Origin of the sequence: Roseivivax sp. THAF197b (assembly GCF_009363255.1) — a bacterium.
Lineage (GTDB): Bacteria > Pseudomonadota > Alphaproteobacteria > Rhodobacterales > Rhodobacteraceae > Roseivivax.
On record NZ_CP045318.1, the window covers coordinates 3,764,222 to 3,785,245 of the forward strand.

Below are 21,024 nucleotides of genomic sequence, written 5' to 3' on the forward strand. Positions count from 1 at the left end.
GGCAACGGCCACTTTGCGCTGGTGTTTCAGGGTCGAATTTTGGGGGTGATCAGTCCTGATCTCCGCTTTCGCGGTTCAGAAGCCCGTATTTGCGCAGCTTCACATAGAGCGATTGCCGCGACAGGCCGAGCATCTCCGCCGCCGCCACGCGGTTGTTGCGCGTCAGGTTCACAGCCGTCTCGATGCACATCTTTTCGACCACATCGGTGGTTTCGGCGACGATCTCCTTCAGCGTGGCGGAGCCTACGAGCTCCATCACGTTGCGGCTTGATTCCTCGGAGGCATGCATCTGCGAACGGCGCAGGGAATCCGTGCGCGTGCTATCGCGGATGATGAAGCCGATCATCGGCTCGGACCGGGTATTGATCATCGTCGCGGACATCTCGATCGAGGTCTCGGCACCGAATTCGTTGGTCACCTTGGTCGCATAGAAGCGCATCTTTCCGGCGCGGCGCGCATTCTCGGTCACGACGTTCATGTCGATCTGACCGCGGCTCAGGAAATCCGACAACTTGCGCCCTTTGACATCCACGAGGTGCGCCGCGTCGATCATCTCGAGGAAGCTGTCATTCGCACTCTGGATAAGGCCCGATGCCGTGGTCAGCACCATCGCGTCGGGGCCTTGTTCGAACAGGGCGGCGAATTCGTCATGGCTGCCGGAGCCGCGCGCATCCGAGCCGCCCACTTCATCGAGCCGCAGGATCAGTACGCGCTCTCCGGCCGCGCGGAAGACGTGCGGAACGAAGCTGACGTCGCTGTGACCGCGGCGCACACGGGCCGTGACCGGCTGCGAGCCTTCGGAGATGGCCGCGTTCAGGAGGCTCTCGATGAATTCCTCGCGGCCCCGGTCGTGAAATTCGTTGGCGAAGATGGCCCCGATGAAATCCTCCCGCGACGACCCGAGAAGGGCAGCGGCGGGATCATTGAGGTCCTTGATGCGACCACCGGTGACCGAAACGAAGACGATGGGGTCCTGAACGGTACGCAGGAGAAGCCGGTAGCGCGCATCGAATTCGCGCCGCGCCTCGTATCCCTGCTCAAGCGACATCTGCGCCTGAACGAGCTGGGCCTGGGTTTCCGCGACGATGCTCAGATCACGACCGAGCAGAAGCACGCCCCGGCCCGACGGATCCGGGTAGAAGCTGTATCGAATCGGAAATTCCCAGCTGCGCCCATCTTCATGGTTCAACTCGACCGGGCGGGCGACGGAGCCGGTTTCACGGAAAGTCTTGAGGGCGTTTTCCAGCTTCGGCAGGCTTTCGACCGTCAGCACGTTGCCGATGGGCTGCCCGACCCAGCTATCGGTCTTGCCCGGGGCCTTTTCGCCGAGAACATCCAGAATGCGCGACTCGCCATCAATCAGGAGCGCGATGTCACAAGCTGCCGTGAGAAGCCCGTTCAGAGCGTCCCGGCTGTCAGCCAATTCCCTTCCGGATTCCTGCTCTTGTGCTTCTCTTTGTGACATTACCTCACCTTGGGTGGGTCAGAGTTCATTCGGCTTCGGCAATACTGGAACGCGGCACGTGCATCACCGGTTACCAAGTCGGCCCCGGTCTCTGTCGCGGTTTTTTGCGATGAAGTCAAAGCTAGGCCGCCGACAATGAGTGGAGGCGGGGCGTCTAAGGAAGACTTAATGCGCGTGATCATTTCTGCAATGGCGGCCATTTTGATTTCACGCGGGCAGGTGAAAAACACCCCGTCGTAAGGATCGTTGCGCAGAACGCGCAGCAATGTCGCGGGACTCGGGCCGAACATCAGCCGAACGGAGGCATTCATGCGCCGCAATTGCGCGGTGATGACATGGGCGCCAAGCGTGTGGGTGTCGCCATCCGGGACCACAATGACAATCGCGGGCTCCGTCAAGGTGGCGGGCTCCGTACTCCAGCTTTCCGCAAGCAGACTGAGCATGCCCTGAAGCCGTGCGGTCCCGATCGTCACCTGCGCGAAATCCATCTCGTCCTCGCACCACATCGTGCCCAGCGCGGCGGCGGCGGCCGGGATGCAATCGTCGATGATGTCGTCCACGCGCAGCCCGTCGGCCTGCAACTCCGAGATGAGCTTTTCCGCGACGAACGGGCCCGGCATGCAAACGCGGTTGATCGTTTGATCAATGAGAGACTTCAGGTGACGTTCGGATTTGCGTTTCGATGTCGTCTGCATGAGCGACACGACGGAGCTTGCCAGAGCCGAGATCTCGGGCCGATCTTCCTGCACATTCGCTGGGTTCGAAAGAAAATCCGACATTTCTGAAACCGGGTCCAAACACCCTGATCGCGCCGAGAGGAGTCCCGGGACTCGATGGGCAGAAGCGTGGCGATCTTGGATCAAAATGTCAAATCAAACTGACATATGGCGTTTTCAGAATTGATTTCGGCCCGCTGAGACCTCCTGAAATCAAGAGACTACGGCGATCTGTCTTAGCTGTTTTACATAATGACTGAAACTTCAGCCGTCAGACTGGCTGAACTGTAAGTTTGAATTGACACTTTTCGTATCGGGCGTCTACCTTGAACATATGACCCATGCGGAATCGCCCCTCAACTATCCCAAGCACCTGCCGGGGCACGCGCCCCGTGCCGCGCCGCTCTACACCCCTGAAGAACGCGCGCGCCGGGATGCCACGCGCTGGACATTGGTCCAAGGCATCCTCGCCCCGGCGCAGTTCCTGGTCTTCCTGGTCTCGCTGGCTCTGGTGATCCGGTATCTCGTCACGGGCGAGGGATATGCCGTTGCAACCTGGTCGATCATCGCCAAGACCGGCGTGCTTTACCTCATCATGGTGACAGGCGCGATCTGGGAAAAGGTCGTCTTCGGCCAATACCTCTTCGCACGCTCCTTCTTCTGGGAGGACGTCGTCAGCTTCGCGGTGATCGCGCTGCACACTTACTACCTCTGGGCGCTACTGACCGGCAGCCTCGGCCCGACGGCCCTCATGGTGGTCGCGCTGACGGCTTATGCGATCTACGTCGTCAATGCAGGGCAGTTCGTTCTGAAGCTGCGGCGCGCGCGCCTCGATGGAGGTGCGGCATGAACGATCACGCACCCCTTCCACCGTCCCGCGGTTGCCTCGACACGCCGGTTCTGAAGGAACGCGGTCAGCACGAGGTCTTCTGCGGACTGACCGGCATCGTCTGGCTGCACCGCAAGATGCAGGACGCGTTTTTCCTCGTCGTGGGATCGCGCACCTGCGCCCATCTGCTGCAATCGGCGGCGGGTGTGATGATCTTCGCAGAGCCCCGTTTCGCCACCGCGATCCTCGAGGAAACCGACCTCGCCGGCATGGCCGACGCGCAGGAGGAGCTGGACCGCGTCGTGCATGAGCTTCTCGCGCGGCGGCCCGATATCCGGCAGCTCTTCCTCGTGGGGTCCTGCCCGTCCGAGGTCATCAAGCTCGATCTTGCCAAGGCCGCGGAGCGCCTGACGGTGTCGCATGCGCCGCATGTGCGGGTGCTGAATTATTCGGGCTCCGGCATCGAGACGACCTTCACGCAAGGCGAAGATGCCTGCCTCGCCGCGATGGTCCCGGTCCTGCCCAAGACCGAGGCACGCGAGCTGATGCTCGTCGGTGCGTTGCCCGACGTGGTCGAGGAGCAGGCGCTGAGCTTGCTGGAACAGATCGGCGTCGGTCCGGTCCGCGTTCTGCCCGCGCATACGAAGGCCGAGGAATACGGCGTCGGCCCGAATACGCGCTTCGCCCTGATGCAGCCCTTCCTGGGCGAGACGCATGCGGCGCTGATCCGGCGCGGGGCGCAGCATATTCCGGCCCCCATGCCCTTCGGGGAAGAGGGCACGACCCGTTTCCTCGAGGCGATTGCCGCCGAGTTTGGCATCGGGGCCGACGTGGTCGCCCGTGTCACCGAAGGCCCTCGCAACCGGGCGCGCGCGGCGATTGCCAAAGTGTCCGAACCCCTGCGCGGAAAGCGCATCTTCTTCTTCCCTGACAGCCAGCTGGAAATCCCGCTGGCGCGTTTCCTGACCCGCGAATGCGGGATGGAGGCGGTCGAGGTCGGCACACCCTACCTCACCCGCGAAATCCTGGGGCCGGACCTCGCGCTTTTGCCAGCAGGCCCGCGGATTTCCGAAGGACAGGATGTGGACCGGCAATTGGCCCGCGTCCGCGCGGATCGCCCCGATCTGACGGTGTGCGGGCTGGGTCTGGCCAATCCGCTCGAAGCCGAGGGCATGGCCACGAAATGGGCAATCGAGCTCGTCTTCACGCCGGTGCATTTCTACGAACAGGCCGCCGATCTGGCCTCCCTCTTCGCGCGTCCTTTGCGTCGCCACGCGATGCTGAAGGTGGCGACGTGAAGCTGACCGTCTGGACATATGAAGGCCCGCCGCATGTGGGCGCGATGCGTGTCGCCACTGCGATGAAGGGGCTACACTACGTGCTGCACGCGCCTCAGGGCGACACCTATGCGGATCTGCTGTTCACCATGATAGAGCGGCGCAATCATCGCCCGCCCGTGACCTACACGACATTTCAGGCGCGCGATCTGGGCTCTGACACGGCGAACCTGTTCAAGACCGCCTGCCTTGAGGCTTATGACCGGTTTCAGCCGCAGGCGATGATCGTTGGCGCCTCCTGCACCGCCGAGCTGATCCAGGACGATCCAGGCGGCATGGCGGAGACCATCGGCCTGCCGATCCCGGTCATTCCGCTGGAGCTCCCGTCTTATCAGCGCAAGGAAAACTTCGGCGCGGACGAGACCTTCCTGCAGATCTGCCGCCACCTCGCGCGGCCTGTCGAGAAGACCGCGCATCTCAGCGCGAACCTGATCGGGCCCACTGCGCTGGGCTTCCGGCATCGTGACGACATCACCGAGGTGACGGCGCTCCTGGAAGAGATGGGCATCTCCGTGAATGTCTGCGCGCCTTATGATGCCACGCCCGAGGATATCACCCGGCTCGGGGCCGCGCATTTCAACGTGCTGATGTATCCCGAAACGGGCGAGAGTGCCTGCCGCTGGATGGAGCGCGAGTTGGGCCTGCCCTACACCAAGACCGTGCCCATCGGTGTCGGCGCGACCCGCGATTTCGTGGCCGAAGTGGCCACTTTGGCTGGAACAGAGCCGAAACTGGACGACAGCCGCCTGCGTCTGCCCTGGTACTCGGCGTCGGTCGACAGCACCTACCTGACCGGCAAGCGCGTCTTCATCTTCGGTGACGGGACCCATGTGGCAGCCGCCGCGCGGATCGCCCGCGACGAGATGGGCTTCGAGGTGGCGGGCATGGGCTGCTACAACCGCGAAATGGCGCGGCCCATTCGGGCGCTGGCCCGCGAATACGGCGTCGAGGCGCTGATCACCGACGATTACCTCGAGGTTGAAGCGACGATTGAGGCGCTCGCGCCCGAGATGATACTCGGCACCCAGATGGAACGGCATATCGGCAAGCGTCTGGGAATTCCCTGCGCCGTTATTTCCGCGCCTGTCCACGTGCAGGACTTCCCCGCGCGTTACTCGCCGCAGATGGGGATCGAAGGCGCGAACGTCATCTTCGACACCTGGGTGCATCCGCTGGTGATGGGGCTGGAAGAGCACCTGCTGACCATGTTCCGCGAGGATTTCGAGTTCCACGATGCGGCCGGGCCCAGCCATCACGGCGGCCATGCGCCCCGTCCGATGGACAGCGCCCCCGCAAGCGAATCCGAGGTCGCTCACGCGCCTGCTACCAGCGTCGAGGTCGTCTGGCTGCCTGCTGCGGAAAAAGAGCTGAAGAAGATCCCGTTCTTCGTGCGCGGCAAGGCCAAGCGAAACACCGAGACCTTCGCCTCCGAACGCGGCCAATCCGAAATCAGCGTCGAGACGCTCTACGAGGCCAAAGCCCATTATGCGCGATGAGCTGGCACATATGGGCGGATATCACATCGCCATCGTCACGCTCGACGCCCATAGCGCCGGACCTGTCGCTCGTGCAAAGGCGCGACTGGCCGAGGATTTCCCGGGCCTCGAGATCAGCGTGCATGCTGCCGCAGAATGGGGCGAGAGCCCGCAAAGCCTGACCGACGCCAAGCGCGCGGTTGCGCGGGCCGACATGATCGTCGCGAACCTTCTGTTTCTCGAGGAACATGTCAAACATATCCTGCCGGATCTGCGCGCCGCCCGCGAGCGCGTCGATGCCTTCGTGGGCGTCATCGCCGATGCGGAGATCGTGAAGCTCACCAAGCTCGGCAAGCTCGACATGTCCGCGCCCCAAAGCGGCATGATGAAGCTGATGAAGAAGCTGCGCGGCTCGTCGAAGCCCTCCTCGGAGGATGGCGCGAAGAAGATGCGGATGCTGCGCCGTCTGCCCCGCATGCTGAAGCTGATCCCGGGCAAGGCACAGGATCTGCGCTCCTGGTTCCTGATGATGCAGTACTGGCTCGGCGGCTCGGACGACAATTTCGAGGCGATGATCCGCTATCTGATGTCGCGCTATGCAGGCCCCGAAGCGCTGCGCGGCGGGGTTGCGCCGGAGCCGCTCGAATACCCCGAGGTTGGACTTTACCACCCGGATCTCGGGGCACGCATCACGACGGATCCCGCGGACATCCCCGGTCCTGCGAACCCCGTGGCGACCGTCGGCATGCTGATGATGCGCTCCTACATCCTTGCAGGCGACACGGCGCATTACGACGCCGCGATCCGCACCTTCGAGGAGAAGGGCATCCGCGTTTTGCCCGCCTTTGCCGGTGGTCTGGACGGGCGGCCCGCGATCGAGACGTATTTCAAGGATGCGACCGGCGCGAAGATCGACACGCTGGTGTCGCTGACCGGCTTCAGCCTCGTGGGCGGTCCCGCCTATAACGACAGCGACTCGGCTGTTGCGGTGCTGAAGGCGTTGGATGTGCCCTATGTCGCCGCACATCCGCTGGAATTCCAGACGCTCGGCCAATGGGCGGAGGCGAACCAGGGGCTCGGCCCGATCGAGACGACGATGCTGATCGCGCTGCCTGAGCTTGATGGCGCGGTCTGTCCGACGGTCTTCGGCGGAAGGCATGGCGAGGGGGGCTGCGACGGCTGCGCCCATCGCTGTCGTCCGCAAGGCACCGACAAGGCCATGGCGCCGTGTCCCGAACGGATCGAGAGCCTTTCCGAGAAGGTCCTGCGCCTTGCCCGTCTGCGCCGCAAGACGCGCGCCGAGGCCAAGATCGGGATCGTTTTGTTCGGCTTCCCGCCCAATGCAGGCGCTGCCGGAACCGCCGCCTATCTCGACGTATTCGAAAGCCTTTTCAACGTCATGCACGCGATGAAAGACCGGGGCTACACAATTGGGCCGCCTTCGAGCGTTACAGAACTCCGTGCCGCCGTTCTGGAAGGGAACGCCGCGCAATACGGTCAGGACGCCAATGTCGCCGACCATGTCAGCGCCGACACGATCGTGCGCAGCACGCCGCCCCTGAAGGCGGTTGAGGCGGTCTGGGGTCCGGCGCCCGGCCGCATCCAGTCCGACGGGCGCGGCGTCTTCGTGCTGGGCCAGCATTTCGGCAATGTCTTCGTCGGTCTGCAACCGGCCTTCGGGTGGGAAGGCGATCCGATGCGCCTTCTCTTCGAGGGCAGCTTCGCGCCGACCCATGCCTTCACCACTTTCTACCTGTGGCTGCGCAACACCTATCAAGCCGATGCACTGCTGCATTTCGGGATGCATGGCGCGCTGGAATTCATGCCGGGCAAGCAGGCAGGTCTTGGCGCGCGCGACTGGCCCGACCGGCTGATCGGCGAGATGCCGAACGTGTACCTCTATGCCGCGAACAACCCGTCCGAGGCGTCGCTGGCAAAACGGCGCTCCGGGGCCGTAACAGTGACGCATCTGACGCCGCCGCTCGCGCAATCGGGGCTCTACAAGGGGCTTCAGGCGCTCAAGGAAAGCCTGACGCGCTGGCGGTCGATGAAAGCGGACGATCCCCGCCGGGACGAGCTGCACGCGCTGATCGTCGAGGAGGCCGAGGCGGTTGATATGGCAGGCCGCGATCCCGAGGCTTTGTGGTTGGCGCTGCTCGAGACGGAAGACGCGCTGATCCCCGAAGGTCTGCATATCCTGGGCCGCGAGATCACGCCAAACGTGCGCGCCGATTACCTGGCCCTCATGGCCGATCAGGACGACGCGGCGCAGGCGCATGCGGCGGAGATGCTCGACAATGGCGGCGAGATGGCGGGCCTGATGGCAGCGCTCGAAGCGCGGTTTGTCGTCCCGGTGCCCGGTGGTGACCTTATTCGCAGCGCGGATATCCTGCCCACCGGCCGCAACATCCATGCGTTTGATCCGTTCCGCATGCCCACCGCATTCGCCTGTCGCGATGGCGCGCGCCAGGCGCAGATGCTGCTTGATACCCATCAGAGCCTGCCGCGCTCGGTCGCGCTGGTGCTGTGGGGGTCGGACAACATCAAGTCGGACGGTGCGCCGCTCGCGCAGGCGCTGGCGCTCATGGGGGCGGTGCCGCGCATGGACAGTTTCGGACGCATCTCGGGTGCGGACCTGATCCCGCTGGAAGAACTGGGCCGCCCGCGCATCGACGTGGTCATGACACTGTCGGGGATTTTCCGCGATCTTCTGCCGCTCCAGACCCGCATGCTGGCCGAGGCGGCGTTCAAGGCGGCGAGCGCCAACGAGCCCTTGGAGATGAACTTCATCCGCGCGCATGCGCTGGCCTATCAGGACGAACATGGCTGCGATCTGGAGACAGCGGCGCTGCGCGTTTTCTCGAACGCGGAAGGAGCCTACGGCTCGAACGTGAACCAGTTGGTCGAAAGCTCGGCCTTCGGGGACGAGGACGAGCTGGCCGATGCCTATCAGTCACGCAAGAGCTTCGCCTATGGCGCCAATGGTAAGGCGGCGGCGAACCCAGCCCTACTGCAGGCAACGCTTGCCAAGGTCGAAGTGGCCTATCAGAACCTCGAATCCGTCGAACTGGGTGTCACCACGGTCGATCACTACTTCGACACGTTGGGCGGCATTTCCCGCGCGGTGAAGCGTGCCCGCGGTGAAGAGGCGGCAGTCTACATCTCCGACCAGACTCGCGGGGCGGGCAAGGTGCGCACCCTTTCCGATCAGGTCGCGCTCGAGACAAGGTCACGCTCGCTCAACCCGAAATGGTTCGAGGGCATGCTGAAGCATGGCGCGCAGGGCGTGAAGCAGATCGAGGCGCAAGTCACCAACACGATGGGCTGGTCTGCGACCACAGGGAAGGTGGAGCCGTGGATATACCAGCGCCTGTCCGAGACCTTCGTTCTCGACCCCGAGATGCGCGCGCGGCTTGCAGCACTCAACCCGACCGCGTCGAGCCGCATGGCGAACCGCCTGCTCGAAGCCCATGACCGCGCCTATTGGCAACCCGATGCCGAAACGCTCGCAGCCCTCGAGGCGGCAGCGGATCAGCTTGAAGATCGCATGGAAGGGGTGGCTGCCGAATGACCCACCTTCTCCGCCACACCCAAAACCCCGTCAGGAGGCCCGTATGAGCCCGCTCGACAAACAACCCCCGAGCCACCGCGCCGCCATGCGCGAGGCCGCAGGCCTGAAGGAACGGCGCGTGCAATCGCCCCCCGTTCTGAAGGGTCAGGACGGCGAAGGATCGGTGCAGGTGCACCAGGATGACAGCATGAAGATTGAGGGGGCCAAGGTGTTCTCGGTCTACGGCAAGGGCGGGATCGGCAAGTCTACGACATCCTCGAACCTCTCGGCCGCGTTCTCGAAGCTCGGCAAGCGCGTGCTGCAGATCGGCTGCGACCCCAAGCATGACAGCACCTTCACCCTGACCGGCAAGCTGCAGCCAACGGTGATCGACATCCTGAAGGAGGTCGATTTCCACGCCGAGGAATTGCGGCCCGAGGATTTCGTGACCGAAGGCTTCAACGGCGTGAAATGCGTCGAGGCGGGCGGGCCGCCCGCAGGCACAGGCTGCGGCGGCTATGTCGTGGGCCAGACCGTGAAGCTTTTGAAGCAGCATCACATGCTGGACGACACCGATGTGGTGATCTTCGACGTGTTGGGCGACGTCGTCTGCGGTGGCTTTGCGGCCCCGCTGCAGCACGCGGATCGCGCAGTGATCGTCACCGCCAACGATTTCGATTCGATCTACGCCATGAACCGCATCATCGCCGCGGTGCAGGCCAAATCGAAGAACTACAAGGTTCGGCTCGCGGGATGCATCGCCAATCGTTCGAAAGCCACCGACGAGGTGGACCGCTATTGCGACGTGGTGGGCTTCAACCGCATCGCGCATATGCCCGATATCGATGCGATCCGCCGCTCGCGCCTGAAGAAAAAGACCCTCTTCGACATGCCCGACGAAGAAGACATCGTCATGGCGCGCAAGGAATACATCCGCCTTGCCGAGGCGCTGTTCAACGGCACCGAGGCGCTGGCACCCGCACCCCTGCCTGACCGCGAAATCTTCGAGCTTCTGGGATTCGACTGATGAGCTACGAGCTGACCCGCAACCGCGTCGAGACCTATTTCGACCGCACCGCGACCCGCACCTGGGAGGCGCTGACCTCGGATGCGCCGGTCAGCCGGATCCGCGAGACGGTGCGCAAGGGACGTGACGAGATGCGCGCGCGGATGCTGGCGGCGCTGCCTGCGGATCTGCGCGGTGCGCGTCTGCTCGATGCGGGCTGTGGTGCGGGCCAGATGAGTGCGGAACTGGCCGCGCGCGGAGCCGAGGTCGTGGCCGTCGATATCTCGCCCGAACTTCTGAAAGTGGCCGCGCGGCGTCTGCCGGAGCACCTGCAGGGCCGGGTGACCTTCCGCGCGGGCGACATGCTCGACCCGGTGCACGGGACCTTCGATGCGATACTCGCAATGGACAGCCTGATCTATTACGGGCCGCAGGATCTCGACAACGCGCTCAAAGGGCTGTCTGCCCGTGCGGAACAGACGATCTTCACGGTCGCCCCCCGGACCACACCGCTGATGATGATGTGGTATGCGGGCAAGCTCTTCCCGCGCTCGGACCGCTCCCCGGTGATGGTGCCGCATGCGCCGAAGCGCCTGATCGCGCGCCATGGCGGGCGCGATCTGGGCCGCGTCTCCTCGGGCTTCTACATCTCCCATGCGATGGAGGTGCATCCGTGAGCCAACCGCGCCTCATCCACCTGACAAAGCGCTTCCTGCCCTTTGCGGACGCGGCCTCCACGGAGTTGCCGCTCTCGCAATTGCTGCGGTTGTCGCTGTTTCAGGTGTCGGTGGGCATGGCAACGGTGATGCTTCTGGGCACGCTCAACCGGGTAATGATCGTGGAGCTGTCGCTCGCGGCAACCATCGTGGCGGTGATGATCGCGCTGCCGGTTCTGATCGCGCCGTTCCGGGCGCTTCTGGGGTTCCGGTCGGACACGCACCGCTCTGCCATCGGGTGGAAGCGGGTGCCGTATCTGTGGTTCGGATCGCTCTGGCAGATGGGCGGGCTTGCGGTCATGCCGTTCGCGCTTCTCGTGCTGGGCGGAGACGTGATCCACGAAGTGCCCTTCGCGGGTGAGGTGCTGGCGGCTTTGGCGTTCCTGATGACGGGTCTTGGCCTGCACATGACGCAAACGGCGGGCCTTGCATTGGCCTCGGACCGGGCGACGGACGAGACGCGCCCACGGGTCGTGGCGCTCCTCTACGTGATGTTCCTCGTCGGGATGGGCGTGTCGGCGCTGATCATCGGCTGGCTTCTGAGCGATTACACTCCGCTTCGGCTCATTCGCGTGGTGCAGGGCGCCGCGGTCGCAGGCCTTGCGCTGAACCTCATTGCCTTGTGGAAGCAGGAGCAGGTGCGCCCCATGTCAGCCGCTGAACGCGCGGAGCCGCGGCCCAGCTTCGGCGATGCTTGGGCCGATTTCGCCAAGGGTGGCATTGCCGGACGCCTCCTGGTCGTCGTGTTCATCGGCACCATGGCGTTCAACATGCAGGACGTCCTGCTCGAGCCTTATGGCGGCGAGATCCTTGGCCTTTCCATTTCCTCGACCACGCTTTTGACCGCTATGTGGGCGGCGGGCGCGCTGATCGGCTTCGCCTTTGCCGGCCGGATGCTGGCGCGCGGCGGCAATCCCTACCGGATGGCCGCGTCGGGCGTGCTGGTGGGCGTGGCGGCCTTCTCGACCGTGATCTTTGCGGCACCGATGGAGTCCAGCGCGCTGTTCTTTACGGGTGCCGGGCTGATCGGTCTCGGCGGTGGGTATTTCGCCGTCTCGACGCTGATGGCGGCGATGACCATGCCTGCCGCGGGCCTCGCGGGCCGGGGCCTTGCGCTTGGCGCCTGGGGTGCTGCGCAGGCAACAGCGGCGGGGCTGTCCACCGCCTTCGGCGGCGCTTTGCGCGACTGGGTGAACCTGCACGCCATGGCAGGGGATCTGGGCACGGCGCTGGCGACGAAAGCGACGGGCTACTCCGTCGTCTACCATATCGAAATCGGACTTCTGTTCCTGACGCTGGCGGTTCTCGGACCGCTGGTGACCCGGATGCGGAAGCCAACGGGGGGTCCGGCGAAGTTCGGCCTCGCCGACTTCCCGACCTGACGCAACCATGATGGAGGACCCTAACAATGGTTGAAGACTACATCTTCGGAAATCTGGACCTGGCGAGCATCTCGCTGTGGCTCTTCTTCATCTTCTTTGTCGGGCTGGTGATCTGGATCCAGCGCGAGAACCAGCGTGAGGGCTATCCGCTCGTCGATGACGATGGCAGCCAGGCGGATGCGGGATCGGTCTTCCCGAACCCCAAAGACAAGACGTTCCATCTGCCCCATGGGCGCGGCACCTATACCGTGCCCTCCCAGCAGCCGCCTGATCGCGACGATTATCACGCCAACATGGCGCGCGAATTCGATAGCGGCGGCTTCCCCTGGGATCCGGTCGGCGATCCGCTGGCCAACGGGATCGGGCCCGCAGCCTGGGCCAATCGCCGGGACGAGCCGGAGCTCGACGGCCATGGCAAGCCGAAGATCATCCCCATGGGGGGAGATGCCCATTTCAGCGTCGCGGCGGGCAATGATCCGCGCGGTCTGCCGGTGCAATCGGGCGACATGAAGGTCGTCGGCATGGTGTCGGACATGTGGGTCGATGAGCCGGAACAACTGGTCCGCTACCTCGAGATCGAGCTTGAAGGCGGTGCGGGCAAGCGTCTCGTCCCGCTGACGCTGGCACGGATCTGGGGCAACCGGGTCGATGTGAAAACGCTCTATGCCGAGCATTTCGCGGGCGTCCCGCAGATCAAGACACCGGGCCAGGTCACCAAGCTCGAAGAGGACAAGATCAGCGCCTATTACGGCGGTGGCGTCCTCTATGCAGACAAGGCCCGGCAGGAACCGCAGCTCTAAGCCAAAGCTGTTCGCCGCGTAGGAGGGAAAGCCATGCACCACGATGATTTCGCAACCGAGCCCGTGCGCGGGCTGCCGGAAACCCCGCCAGAGGGGGAACGCATCCTCTGGCAGGGGCGGCCGCAGGCCTGGGCGCTCGCCCGAGAGGCGCTGAACCTCAAATGGGTCGCGGGATATTTCGTGGTGCTGGCGATCTGGCGGTTCATCGCGGTGTCGGACCTGATGCCGCTCGGTCAGGCCATCGGTGCCGCATTGCCGATGCTGATCCTCGGGGCCGTCGCCTGCGCGCTTTTGTTCCTGATCGCCTACGTGCAGGCGCGGGCCACCGTCTACACGATCACCAATCGCCGCGCGGCGATGCGGATCGGTGCGGCGCTGACCATGACGCTGAACCTGCCTTACAGTCAGATCGCCGCGGCAGATCTTGCGCGACGCAAGGACGGGACCGGCACGATCTCGTTCCGGACGTTGGGCGAGACGCGGCTGTCCTACCTGGTGTGCTGGCCGCATGTGCGACCCTGGAAGATGAACCCGACGCAGCCTGCCCTGCGCTGCATCGCGGATGCGGATCGCATCGCGGCGATGCTGGGGGAGGCTGCGATGACGCGCATCTCCGATCCGCGCCTCGTGCGAAACGATGAAGCCCCCGCGACAGCGCCCGGCGCTGCCGTGGCCGCGGAATAGGAGGCGGAGATGAGTTCGCGAACCCAACCCCGCCTGCGTCACGATGCGCCTGACATGGTGCCCGTGGCACTGGTGCGGGCGATGACGGCGCTTGTCCTCGTGATCCTCGCGCTGACGAGCTTCTGGGTCTGGACCGACCGTCCGCTGGAGGCATTGCCGCCCGAAAGCCCGGTCGCCGAGGAACGCACGATCTTCCTGTCGGGAGAGCTGTCCGGTGCAGCTCGCGTGCTGGACCAGAATGGCACCGTGATCGTCGATTTCGGACCCGAGGAAGGTGGGTTCATCGCCGGTGTGGCACGGGTGCTTGAGCGGGAACGGACCAATGCCCGCCAACCGCTCGACGGGCCGATCCGGCTTGTCGCCTACGAAAACGGCCGGATGGGGATCTTCGATCCGTCAACCGGATGGCGCGCTGACCTCATGGGGTTTGGCGCAGATAACGCAGCGGCCTTCGCCAGGCTGCTGCGCTAAAACCTCAAAAGGGAACCGAGACCATGGGAATACTGACACGCGAGATCGAGAGGGCGCCCTGCACCGTCGAGATCTCTCATAAGTTCGAAAGCCTGCACGCGCATGTGCGCTTCAACAACGGCGCCGTGATCTACCCGGGCGACGAAGTGACCGTCCAGGGGCCCGAGATCATGGCCCCCTTCGGTGAGGTCGTATCCGAGGACCGCGAAGCGATCATCGTCCGCGCTTCCAAGCTCGAACAGCTCTGGACCCGCATGACGGGCGATATCGAAGTGATGGAATTGTGCGAATTTTCCTTCTCCGGGGAGGCACGGCTATGAACGTTCAGAACACATCCGATCTGCGCAGCGCCAAGGCGACGCATACCGCCGACATCACCAATGTCGATGAAAGCCTGGCCCTTCAGCAGGAGCAGGCCAAGTACGATGACGATTTCGCCACCAACACGGCGATGGCCAACACGCTGCTGACGCCGCGGTTCTACACCACCGATTTCGACGAGCTCGATGCCATCGACGTCTCCTCGGTGCGCGAGGATTGGGACAAGCTGATCGCCCAGATGGTGAGCGACCCGAACAAGGGCCATTTCAAGAAGAACGAAGACTGGGACCATGTCGATTGGGAGAACATGGAGCCCGAGCTCAAGAAGGAATTCATCGATTTCCTGATCTCTTCCTGCACGGCGGAATTCTCGGGCTGCGTGCTCTACAAGGAGATGAAGCGGCGCGGAAACAACGACGATATCGTGCAACTCTTCCAGCTCATGGCGCGGGACGAGGCGCGGCATGCCGGCTTCATCAACGACGCGCTGCGCGAGGCGGGTCTGCGGGTGAACCTGGGCTTTTTGACCCAGTCGAAGAAGTACACCTACTTTCGCCCGAAGTTCATCTACTACGCGACGTATCTGTCCGAGAAGATCGGCTATGCGCGCTACATCACGATCTTCCGCCATCTCGAGGCGAACCCCGAGCACCGCTTCCACCCGATCTTCAAATGGTTCGAGGAATGGTGCAACGACGAGTTCAGCCATGGCGAGGCCTTCGCGCTTCTGATGAAGACCGATCCCAAGCTGACCTCGGGCAAGAACGTGCTGTGGATCAAGTTCTTCCTGACGGCGGTCTACGCGACGATGTATGTGCGCGACCATCAGCGTCCCGCCTTCCACGCGGCGCTGGGCGTCGATCCCGACTGGTACGCGCATGAGGTCTTCACCAAGACCTCGAAGCTGACGCAGCAGATCTTCCCGATCACCCTCGATATCGAGCATCCGCGCTGGCAGCCGACGCTTGAGCGTCTGCAGCGGGCGAATGTCGCGATTGCGGAGGGCAAGGAGCAGGGCGGCATCGGCGGTCGGCTCAAGTCCTGGGCGAATTCGGCCAAGGCTGCGATGTGCTTCGTGCAGCTTTACACGATCCCCGCGCACAAGCACCGGGTGCCCGAGAGCACACGTCTGGAGCCGGTCTATTGATCCTTGCGCCGCATCACTCACGCCTTCGGGTGCCCGGTTACTGTTCTTGCCTTGGCAATGACAGGGCGGCGGTGATGTGGTGCGTGCGCTTTGCCGCGCGGGGGACGTGTCCATGCTGACCGATCCCTGGATCGCGGCGCTTCTGGCGCTCTTCGCCTGGTGGTTCTCCACCGGGCTGATCCTGTTGGTCGTCCGTTCTGCGGATCGTGGCAACCGCTCGCTTGCGGTGACGCTTCTGGCGCTTCCGGTCCTGGCATTGGGGGCCTGGGGGCTCTGGACCTCGCAGACGCGTCTCGACGCGGGCGGCGTCTACCTCGCCTTCCTGTCGGCGCTCGCCATCTGGGGTTGGATCGAACTGGCCTTCCTCGCCGGTGTCGTCACCGGACCGAACACGCATATCTGCCCCAGTACGTCCCCGGGATGGGAGCGGTTCCTGCGCGCATGGGGCACGATTGCCTACCATGAGATCGTGCTCGTGTTCTCGCTGATCGCGATGTGGCTGGCACTGCACGGGGCCGCAAACATGTTCGGGGTCTGGACCTTCGCGGTCCTGTTCTTCGCGCGCGTCTCCGCCAAGCTGAACCTTTTTCTGGGTGTGCCCAAGATCAACACCGAGTTCCTGCCCTCGGCTCTGTCGCACCTGCCCAGCCATTTCCGGATCGCGCCGATGAACGCGCTCTTTCCGGTTTCGATCACCGCGCTCAGCTTTGCCACCGCTTGCTGGCTAGAGCGTATCTATTCCGCCGCCTCGCCCGCCGAGACGGCCGGATTCGCGCTTCTGTCCGCGCTGACCGCCCTCGCTCTCCTGGAGCATTGGTTCATGGTCCTGCCGCTACCCGATGAGAAGCTTTGGCGCTGGATGTTGCCCGCGCCCAAACAAAACCAAAAGACCCGGGAGGACGCCCATGGACTTTGACGCCCTTTTCAACGCCGAACTCGACACTCTGCGCGAGGATGGAAATTACAGAATCTTCGCCGAGCTGGAGCGCAAATGCGGCGCCTTCCCGAAGGCCAGAAGCCATGACGATGACGCGCCTGATGAGGTGACGGTCTGGTGCTCCAACGACTATCTAGGCATGGGTCAGCACCCCGACGTGATCGCCTCCATGCAGAACGCCGTGGCCAAGCATGGCTGCGGGGCAGGGGGCACGCGCAACATCTCGGGCAACACCCACCAGCATGCACTTCTGGAAGCCGAGCTCGCGGATCTGCATGGCAAGGAAGCGGCGCTGCTCTTCACCAGCGGATACGTCTCCAACTGGGCGGCGCTGTCGACATTGGGGGCGATGCTGCCCGACGCGGTGATCCTGTCGGACGAGAAGAACCACGCCTCAATGATCGAGGGTATCCGTCATTCGCGGGCCAAGAAGGTCATCTGGAAGCACAACGATCCCGAGGATCTGGACCGCAAGCTTTCGGCGCTGCCCTCGAACGCGACCAAGATCGTGGCCTTCGAGTCGGTCTATTCCATGGATGGCGATATCAGCCCGATGGAGGCGATCCTCGATGTCGCTGAAAAGCATGGTGCTATGACCTATCTCGACGAGGTGCACGCGGTGGGCATGTACGGCCCGCGCGGTGGCGGCCTCTCCGAGGAACTGGGCCTGCGGGACCGGATCACCCTGATCGAAGGCACGCTCGGCAAGGCGTATGGCGTGGTCGGCGGCTACATTACCGGCTCGACCGCCTTGTGTGATTTCATCCGCTCCTTCGCCTCAGGCTTCATCTTCACGACGGCGCTGCCGCCTGCGGTCGCAGCCGCCGCGCGCACCTCGATCGCGCATCTGAAGGAAAGCTGCGAGGAGCGCGACCGCCAGAAGGCCCAGGTCGCCAAACTGCGCATGCGGCTCGACGCGCTGGGCATCCCGCATCTCGACAATCCGAGCCATATCATCCCGGTGATGATCAAGGATCCGGTGAAGTGCCGTCAGCTGGCGGATATCCTGATGCAGGATTTCGGGATCTACGTGCAGCCGATCAACTATCCCACGGTGCCCAAGGGGACGGAGCGGTTGCGGTTCACGCCCGGTCCACTCCATTCCGACGCGGATATCGAACATCTCGTGCAGGCCCTTGCAACGCTCTGGAAACGTTGCGCGATCGCCCACGCAGTCGCGTGATCGTGTGAGATCACCCCGTGCAATAGAGGGCGCGGCATCATAGATGACATTCAGACTCGTTTTGAATTGTGATCATTATGCTGCGTCCCTTTTTGATTTGCCTCTTTTCCCTCGCTCATCCCGCCCTCGCACAAGAGGGGGCGCGGCTCTTCGAACGCTGCGCCGCCTGCCACTCCGTCGTCTCTCCGAGCGGTGAGACGCTCGTTGCCGGGGGTCGGATCGGCCCCAATCTCTACGGGATCGCGGGCAGCCCTGCCGCGTCGGAGCCGGGCTTCAACTATTCGCAATCCATGCGCGTGGCCCGACAGCAAGGTCTGGTCTGGTCGCAGGATGCGTTCACCGCGTATCTGCGCAATCCGACCGAATATCTCAAAGCCTATCTCGACGATCCTTCTGCCCGTGCGCGCATGGCTTTCCGGCTCGAGACGGGTGGGGACGACGTCTACAGGTACCTGCAGAACTTCGCTCGCTAAGCGGCGCGTTTGACGAAAATCCTCAGAAAACCCGGCGCATCTTGCTCAGAGACGTTCAGATTTCGGTAAGACCTCGCTCCTAAACCTGATCCCGGTTGAAAAAAGGAGTGGGTGAGATGTCGAATGGCATGTCCGGCAGTAATGCTGCGCCGATCATTATCAAGCGCAAGAAAATCGTCAAAGGCGGCGGGCACCATGGCGGGGCCTGGAAAGTCGCTTACGCCGATTTCGTGACGGCCATGATGGCCTTCTTCATGCTCATGTGGCTCTTGAACGCCACGACCGAGAAGCAGCGCAAGGGGCTTGCCGATTATTTCGCGCCGACGGTTTCGATCAGCAAGATCTCCGGTGGCGGCTCTGGCTCCATGCAGGGCAATTCGGTCTTTGCGGAGGATACGCTGCCGCAGAACGGCACCGGCGCGTCGAGCTTTCAGCCCGTGGTTCAGAGTGCCAACCGCGAGGACACCGAAAGCGATGGCGTCCAGAGCAAGATGGATGCCGAATTCGCGGATATCGAGCAGATCTTCCGGGAGCGGGTGGTGGAAAGCGCCAGTGGAAACGCGCTGATGGCGCATATTGCCACCCGCATTACCGAGGAAGGGCTGGTCATCACCATGTCCGATCTCCCGGATGCGCCGCTCTTTACCGGCGAGGCCGAGATGACGCCTGTCCTCGACGAGTTGCTTTGGCTGGTCTCCGAAATGGCGCGCCTCGTGGAGAACGAGATTGCCATCGGCACGCATGTGCGCCGCTTTCCGCTGGTCCTCGAGGAAGATCCGGCATGGCGGCTGAGCCGTGCGCGCGCCGCGGTCGTGCTCGACCGGCTGATCGATGCCGATCTGCCCGACCGGCAGATCCGGCGAGTTACGGCCCATGGCGACCGCGATGCCGACAAGCGGGGCGAGACCCTTGCGCGCAACAACCGCGTGGAGCTTGTCTTCCTGCGCTAGGCCTCTCCCCGCGGACGTCTGTGGAAGGCGAAAAAGGATAGAAAGGATTTTAGCCGTTAGTCAGACCTTAAAGGTCCGCACGGTACGAAGGCCAGGACGCGACAGAGCAGAAAGGCCAGTCATGACGATTTCCTCCTCCCTGAATGCCGGTGTGTCCGGGCTGGCCGCGAACGCGAATCAGCTCGGCACCATCGCCGACAACATCGCCAATTCCGAAACCTACGGTTACAAGCAGTCGGAAACGGACTTCCATTCGATCGTGATGGCGAATTCGGGCGGGACCTATACCGCAGGTGGCGTGCGGACCTCGACGAGTTACCAGATCGATCAGAACGGTTCGCTCGTGACCACGTCGAATGCCACAGATATCGCGGTGCGCGGACGCGGATTCATTCCCGTTGCGCAGGCGTCGGACGTGCAGGCCGCCAATGGCGAGCCGCAGATGCTCCTGACCACGACAGGCTCGTTCAACACCGACGAGAACGGCTATCTCGTGACCACCGATGGCCTGATGCTGCTGGGTTGGCCGGCGGAGCCGAACGGCACCATCGGAACCTATCCACGCGATACCTCCGACGGGCTGGAGCCGGTTCAGATCAATGTGAACCAGTTCTCGGGGGAGCCGACCACGAAGGTAACGCTCGGGCTGAACCTGCCTGCGACCGAAACCTATGCAGGCTCTTCCGCTGATCCGCTGGTTCTGTCGGTCGAGTATTACGACAATCTCGGTGTCTCGGAGACGCTCGAGATCACCTACACGCCGACGATTCCCGCCACGGGAACATCAAATACCTGGACCATGGTGATCGAAGACAGCGCGACACCAGGTGTGGTCATCGGCGAATACGAACTGGTCTTCGACGATTCCCGCGCCAGCGGCGGTACGCTGGCATCGGTGACGACCGTTTCGGGCGGCGCGTATGATCCAGCCACGGGCGGTCTGATCGTCAACGTGGCGGGAGGCCCGGTTGAGATCACCATCGGTGAGATTGGCGCCAGCAACGGTATCACACAATTGTCCGACAGTTTCGCGCCCCTGAACATCTCGAAGGACGGATCGCCGGTGGGCAACATGACCTCGGTCGAGATCGACGAGAACGGCATGGTTCATGCGTATTTCGACACTGGCATCACGCGCACCATCTACCAGGTTCCGCTTGTCGACGTGCCCAATCCGAACGGGCTCGTGAAGATGGACAATCAGGTCTATTCGCCTTCCTTCGAAAGCGGCAGCTTCTTCCTGTGGGACGCAGCTGACGGGCCGACAGGCGACATCGTGGCCTACGCGCTCGAGGAATCCACCACCGATGTGGCCTCCGAACTGACGCAACTCATCCAGACCCAGCGCGCCTATTCATCGAATGCCAAGGTCATTCAGACCGTGGCATTGTCCTTGGCGTTCGCTACTGATTTACCAGTAGAAATTTGGGACTGCGTTTCAGCGAGACTCCGGTTGATCGATTTGAGGGTTTGCAGCGCGACCATTGCGCCGTTATTCGTCAGAATGCTGGACATTTTCAGCTTTTCCTTTTGAAAGGATGCTTTTGCATCGATTTTGCCCGGTAGGGGCGAGGATCATCAT

18 protein-coding genes and 2 pseudogenes are annotated in these 21,024 nt (G+C 63.3%); 17 read left to right on the top strand and 3 right to left on the bottom strand.

Annotated elements, in window-relative coordinates; translation table 11 throughout:
* Positions 1 to 49: 49 nt before the first annotated feature.
* The gene (gene ppsR, locus FIV09_RS18000) at positions 50 to 1,465 is read right to left on the bottom strand and encodes a transcriptional regulator PpsR (protein ID WP_152452191.1); all 1,416 of its coding nucleotides are present in this window, start codon (positions 1,463 to 1,465) and stop codon (positions 50 to 52) included.
* Positions 1,465 to 2,244: a B12-binding domain-containing protein gene (locus tag FIV09_RS18005; protein ID WP_152452193.1), complete on the bottom strand. Its 780-nt coding sequence runs from the start codon at positions 2,242 to 2,244 to the stop codon at positions 1,465 to 1,467. Before FIV09_RS18005 ends, ppsR begins: the two co-directional genes overlap by 1 nt.
* Positions 2,245 to 2,515: 271 nt before the next feature.
* Here FIV09_RS18005 and bchF point away from each other — a divergent pair, with 271 nt between their 5' ends.
* The 17 genes and pseudogenes from bchF to FIV09_RS18090 form a co-directional block, all read left to right on the top strand.
* On the top strand, positions 2,516 to 3,031 hold the full coding sequence (gene bchF, locus FIV09_RS18010; RefSeq protein WP_152452195.1) for a 2-vinyl bacteriochlorophyllide hydratase: 516 nt from the start codon (positions 2,516 to 2,518) through the stop codon (positions 3,029 to 3,031).
* Positions 3,028 to 4,308 carry a ferredoxin:protochlorophyllide reductase (ATP-dependent) subunit N gene (locus FIV09_RS18015; RefSeq protein ID WP_152452197.1) on the top strand — a complete coding sequence of 427 codons (1,281 nt, stop codon included), beginning with the start codon at positions 3,028 to 3,030 and terminating at the stop codon, positions 4,306 to 4,308. Before bchF ends, FIV09_RS18015 begins: the two co-directional genes overlap by 4 nt.
* Entirely contained in the window at positions 4,305 to 5,843 is a 1,539-nt protein-coding gene (gene bchB / locus FIV09_RS18020) for a ferredoxin:protochlorophyllide reductase (ATP-dependent) subunit B (RefSeq protein ID WP_152452199.1), read from the top strand. The genes FIV09_RS18015 and bchB overlap by 4 nt, the downstream gene beginning before the upstream one ends.
* Complete coding sequence (locus FIV09_RS18025) at positions 5,833 to 9,393, top strand: magnesium chelatase subunit H (RefSeq protein ID WP_152452201.1); 3,561 nt, start codon at positions 5,833 to 5,835, stop codon at positions 9,391 to 9,393. The genes bchB and FIV09_RS18025 overlap by 11 nt, the downstream gene beginning before the upstream one ends.
* A gap of 85 nt (positions 9,394 to 9,478) precedes the next feature.
* Positions 9,479 to 10,399, top strand: a complete 921-nt coding sequence (bchL, locus tag FIV09_RS18030) for a ferredoxin:protochlorophyllide reductase (ATP-dependent) iron-sulfur ATP-binding protein (protein ID WP_172975788.1) — start codon at positions 9,479 to 9,481, stop codon at positions 10,397 to 10,399.
* Positions 10,399 to 11,055, top strand: a complete 657-nt coding sequence (gene bchM, locus FIV09_RS18035) for a magnesium protoporphyrin IX methyltransferase (protein ID WP_152452203.1) — start codon at positions 10,399 to 10,401, stop codon at positions 11,053 to 11,055. Before bchL ends, bchM begins: the two co-directional genes overlap by 1 nt.
* Positions 11,052 to 12,476, top strand: coding sequence for a PucC family protein (locus tag FIV09_RS18040; protein WP_254702273.1), 1,425 nt, complete (start codon positions 11,052 to 11,054; stop codon positions 12,474 to 12,476). The genes bchM and FIV09_RS18040 overlap by 4 nt, the downstream gene beginning before the upstream one ends.
* A gap of 26 nt (positions 12,477 to 12,502) precedes the next feature.
* Positions 12,503 to 13,276 carry a photosynthetic reaction center subunit H gene (gene puhA / locus FIV09_RS18045; RefSeq protein ID WP_152452205.1) on the top strand — a complete coding sequence of 258 codons (774 nt, stop codon included), beginning with the start codon at positions 12,503 to 12,505 and terminating at the stop codon, positions 13,274 to 13,276.
* A 33-nt stretch (positions 13,277 to 13,309) separates the two neighbouring features.
* Positions 13,310 to 13,960, top strand: coding sequence for a photosynthetic complex putative assembly protein PuhB (gene puhB / locus FIV09_RS18050; RefSeq protein ID WP_152452207.1), 651 nt, complete (start codon positions 13,310 to 13,312; stop codon positions 13,958 to 13,960).
* Positions 13,961 to 13,969: 9 nt separating this feature from the next.
* Complete coding sequence (gene puhC, locus FIV09_RS18055) at positions 13,970 to 14,431, top strand: photosynthetic complex assembly protein PuhC (protein WP_152452209.1); 462 nt, start codon at positions 13,970 to 13,972, stop codon at positions 14,429 to 14,431.
* Positions 14,432 to 14,454: 23 nt separating this feature from the next.
* Complete coding sequence (locus FIV09_RS18060; protein ID WP_152452211.1) at positions 14,455 to 14,751, top strand: hypothetical protein; 297 nt, start codon at positions 14,455 to 14,457, stop codon at positions 14,749 to 14,751.
* A complete protein-coding gene (gene acsF, locus FIV09_RS18065) occupies positions 14,748 to 15,899 on the top strand; it encodes a magnesium-protoporphyrin IX monomethyl ester (oxidative) cyclase (protein WP_152452213.1) in 1,152 nt (383 codons plus the stop codon). The genes FIV09_RS18060 and acsF overlap by 4 nt, the downstream gene beginning before the upstream one ends.
* A 112-nt stretch (positions 15,900 to 16,011) precedes the next feature.
* The gene (gene puhE / locus FIV09_RS18070; protein ID WP_152452215.1) at positions 16,012 to 16,815 is read left to right on the top strand and encodes a putative photosynthetic complex assembly protein PuhE; all 804 of its coding nucleotides are present in this window, start codon (positions 16,012 to 16,014) and stop codon (positions 16,813 to 16,815) included.
* The gene (gene hemA / locus FIV09_RS18075; protein WP_152452217.1) at positions 16,805 to 18,019 is read left to right on the top strand and encodes a 5-aminolevulinate synthase; all 1,215 of its coding nucleotides are present in this window, start codon (positions 16,805 to 16,807) and stop codon (positions 18,017 to 18,019) included. Before puhE ends, hemA begins: the two co-directional genes overlap by 11 nt.
* Before the next feature lie 77 nt (positions 18,020 to 18,096).
* Positions 18,097 to 18,492: a cytochrome c family protein gene (locus FIV09_RS18080; RefSeq protein WP_152452219.1), complete on the top strand. Its 396-nt coding sequence runs from the start codon at positions 18,097 to 18,099 to the stop codon at positions 18,490 to 18,492.
* A 116-nt stretch (positions 18,493 to 18,608) separates the two neighbouring features.
* Entirely contained in the window at positions 18,609 to 19,442 is an 834-nt protein-coding gene (locus FIV09_RS18085) for a flagellar motor protein MotB (protein ID WP_254702443.1), read from the top strand.
* A gap of 121 nt (positions 19,443 to 19,563) precedes the next feature.
* Positions 19,564 to 20,781 (top strand): annotated as a pseudogene (locus FIV09_RS18090) (flagellar hook protein FlgE); the annotation flags it as partial.
* A 38-nt stretch (positions 20,782 to 20,819) separates the two neighbouring features.
* On the opposite strand, the pseudogene FIV09_RS20765 reads toward FIV09_RS18090, so the two are convergent.
* Positions 20,820 to 20,957 (bottom strand): annotated as a pseudogene (locus tag FIV09_RS20765) (flagellin); the annotation flags it as partial.
* Between the last annotated feature and the right edge of the window lie 67 nt (positions 20,958 to 21,024).

Coding starts and splice junctions, on each gene's coding strand:
- puhC (WP_152452209.1), top strand. CDS start 13,970: ATGAGTTCGCGAACCCAACCCCGCCTGCGTCACGATGCGCCTGACATG.
- FIV09_RS18060 (WP_152452211.1), top strand. CDS start 14,455: ATGGGAATACTGACACGCGAGATCGAGAGGGCGCCCTGCACCGTCGAG.
- acsF (WP_152452213.1), top strand. CDS start 14,748: ATGAACGTTCAGAACACATCCGATCTGCGCAGCGCCAAGGCGACGCAT.
- ppsR (WP_152452191.1), bottom strand. CDS start 1,465: ATGTCACAAAGAGAAGCACAAGAGCAGGAATCCGGAAGGGAATTGGCT.
- FIV09_RS18025 (WP_152452201.1), top strand. CDS start 5,833: ATGCGCGATGAGCTGGCACATATGGGCGGATATCACATCGCCATCGTC.
- FIV09_RS18015 (WP_152452197.1), top strand. CDS start 3,028: ATGAACGATCACGCACCCCTTCCACCGTCCCGCGGTTGCCTCGACACG.
- FIV09_RS18085 (WP_254702443.1), top strand. CDS start 18,609: ATGTCGAATGGCATGTCCGGCAGTAATGCTGCGCCGATCATTATCAAG.
- puhE (WP_152452215.1), top strand. CDS start 16,012: ATGCTGACCGATCCCTGGATCGCGGCGCTTCTGGCGCTCTTCGCCTGG.
- bchL (WP_172975788.1), top strand. CDS start 9,479: ATGCGCGAGGCCGCAGGCCTGAAGGAACGGCGCGTGCAATCGCCCCCC.
- puhA (WP_152452205.1), top strand. CDS start 12,503: ATGGTTGAAGACTACATCTTCGGAAATCTGGACCTGGCGAGCATCTCG.
- FIV09_RS18080 (WP_152452219.1), top strand. CDS start 18,097: ATGCTGCGTCCCTTTTTGATTTGCCTCTTTTCCCTCGCTCATCCCGCC.
- puhB (WP_152452207.1), top strand. CDS start 13,310: ATGCACCACGATGATTTCGCAACCGAGCCCGTGCGCGGGCTGCCGGAA.
- hemA (WP_152452217.1), top strand. CDS start 16,805: ATGGACTTTGACGCCCTTTTCAACGCCGAACTCGACACTCTGCGCGAG.
- bchM (WP_152452203.1), top strand. CDS start 10,399: ATGAGCTACGAGCTGACCCGCAACCGCGTCGAGACCTATTTCGACCGC.
- FIV09_RS18005 (WP_152452193.1), bottom strand. CDS start 2,244: ATGTCGGATTTTCTTTCGAACCCAGCGAATGTGCAGGAAGATCGGCCC.
- bchF (WP_152452195.1), top strand. CDS start 2,516: ATGACCCATGCGGAATCGCCCCTCAACTATCCCAAGCACCTGCCGGGG.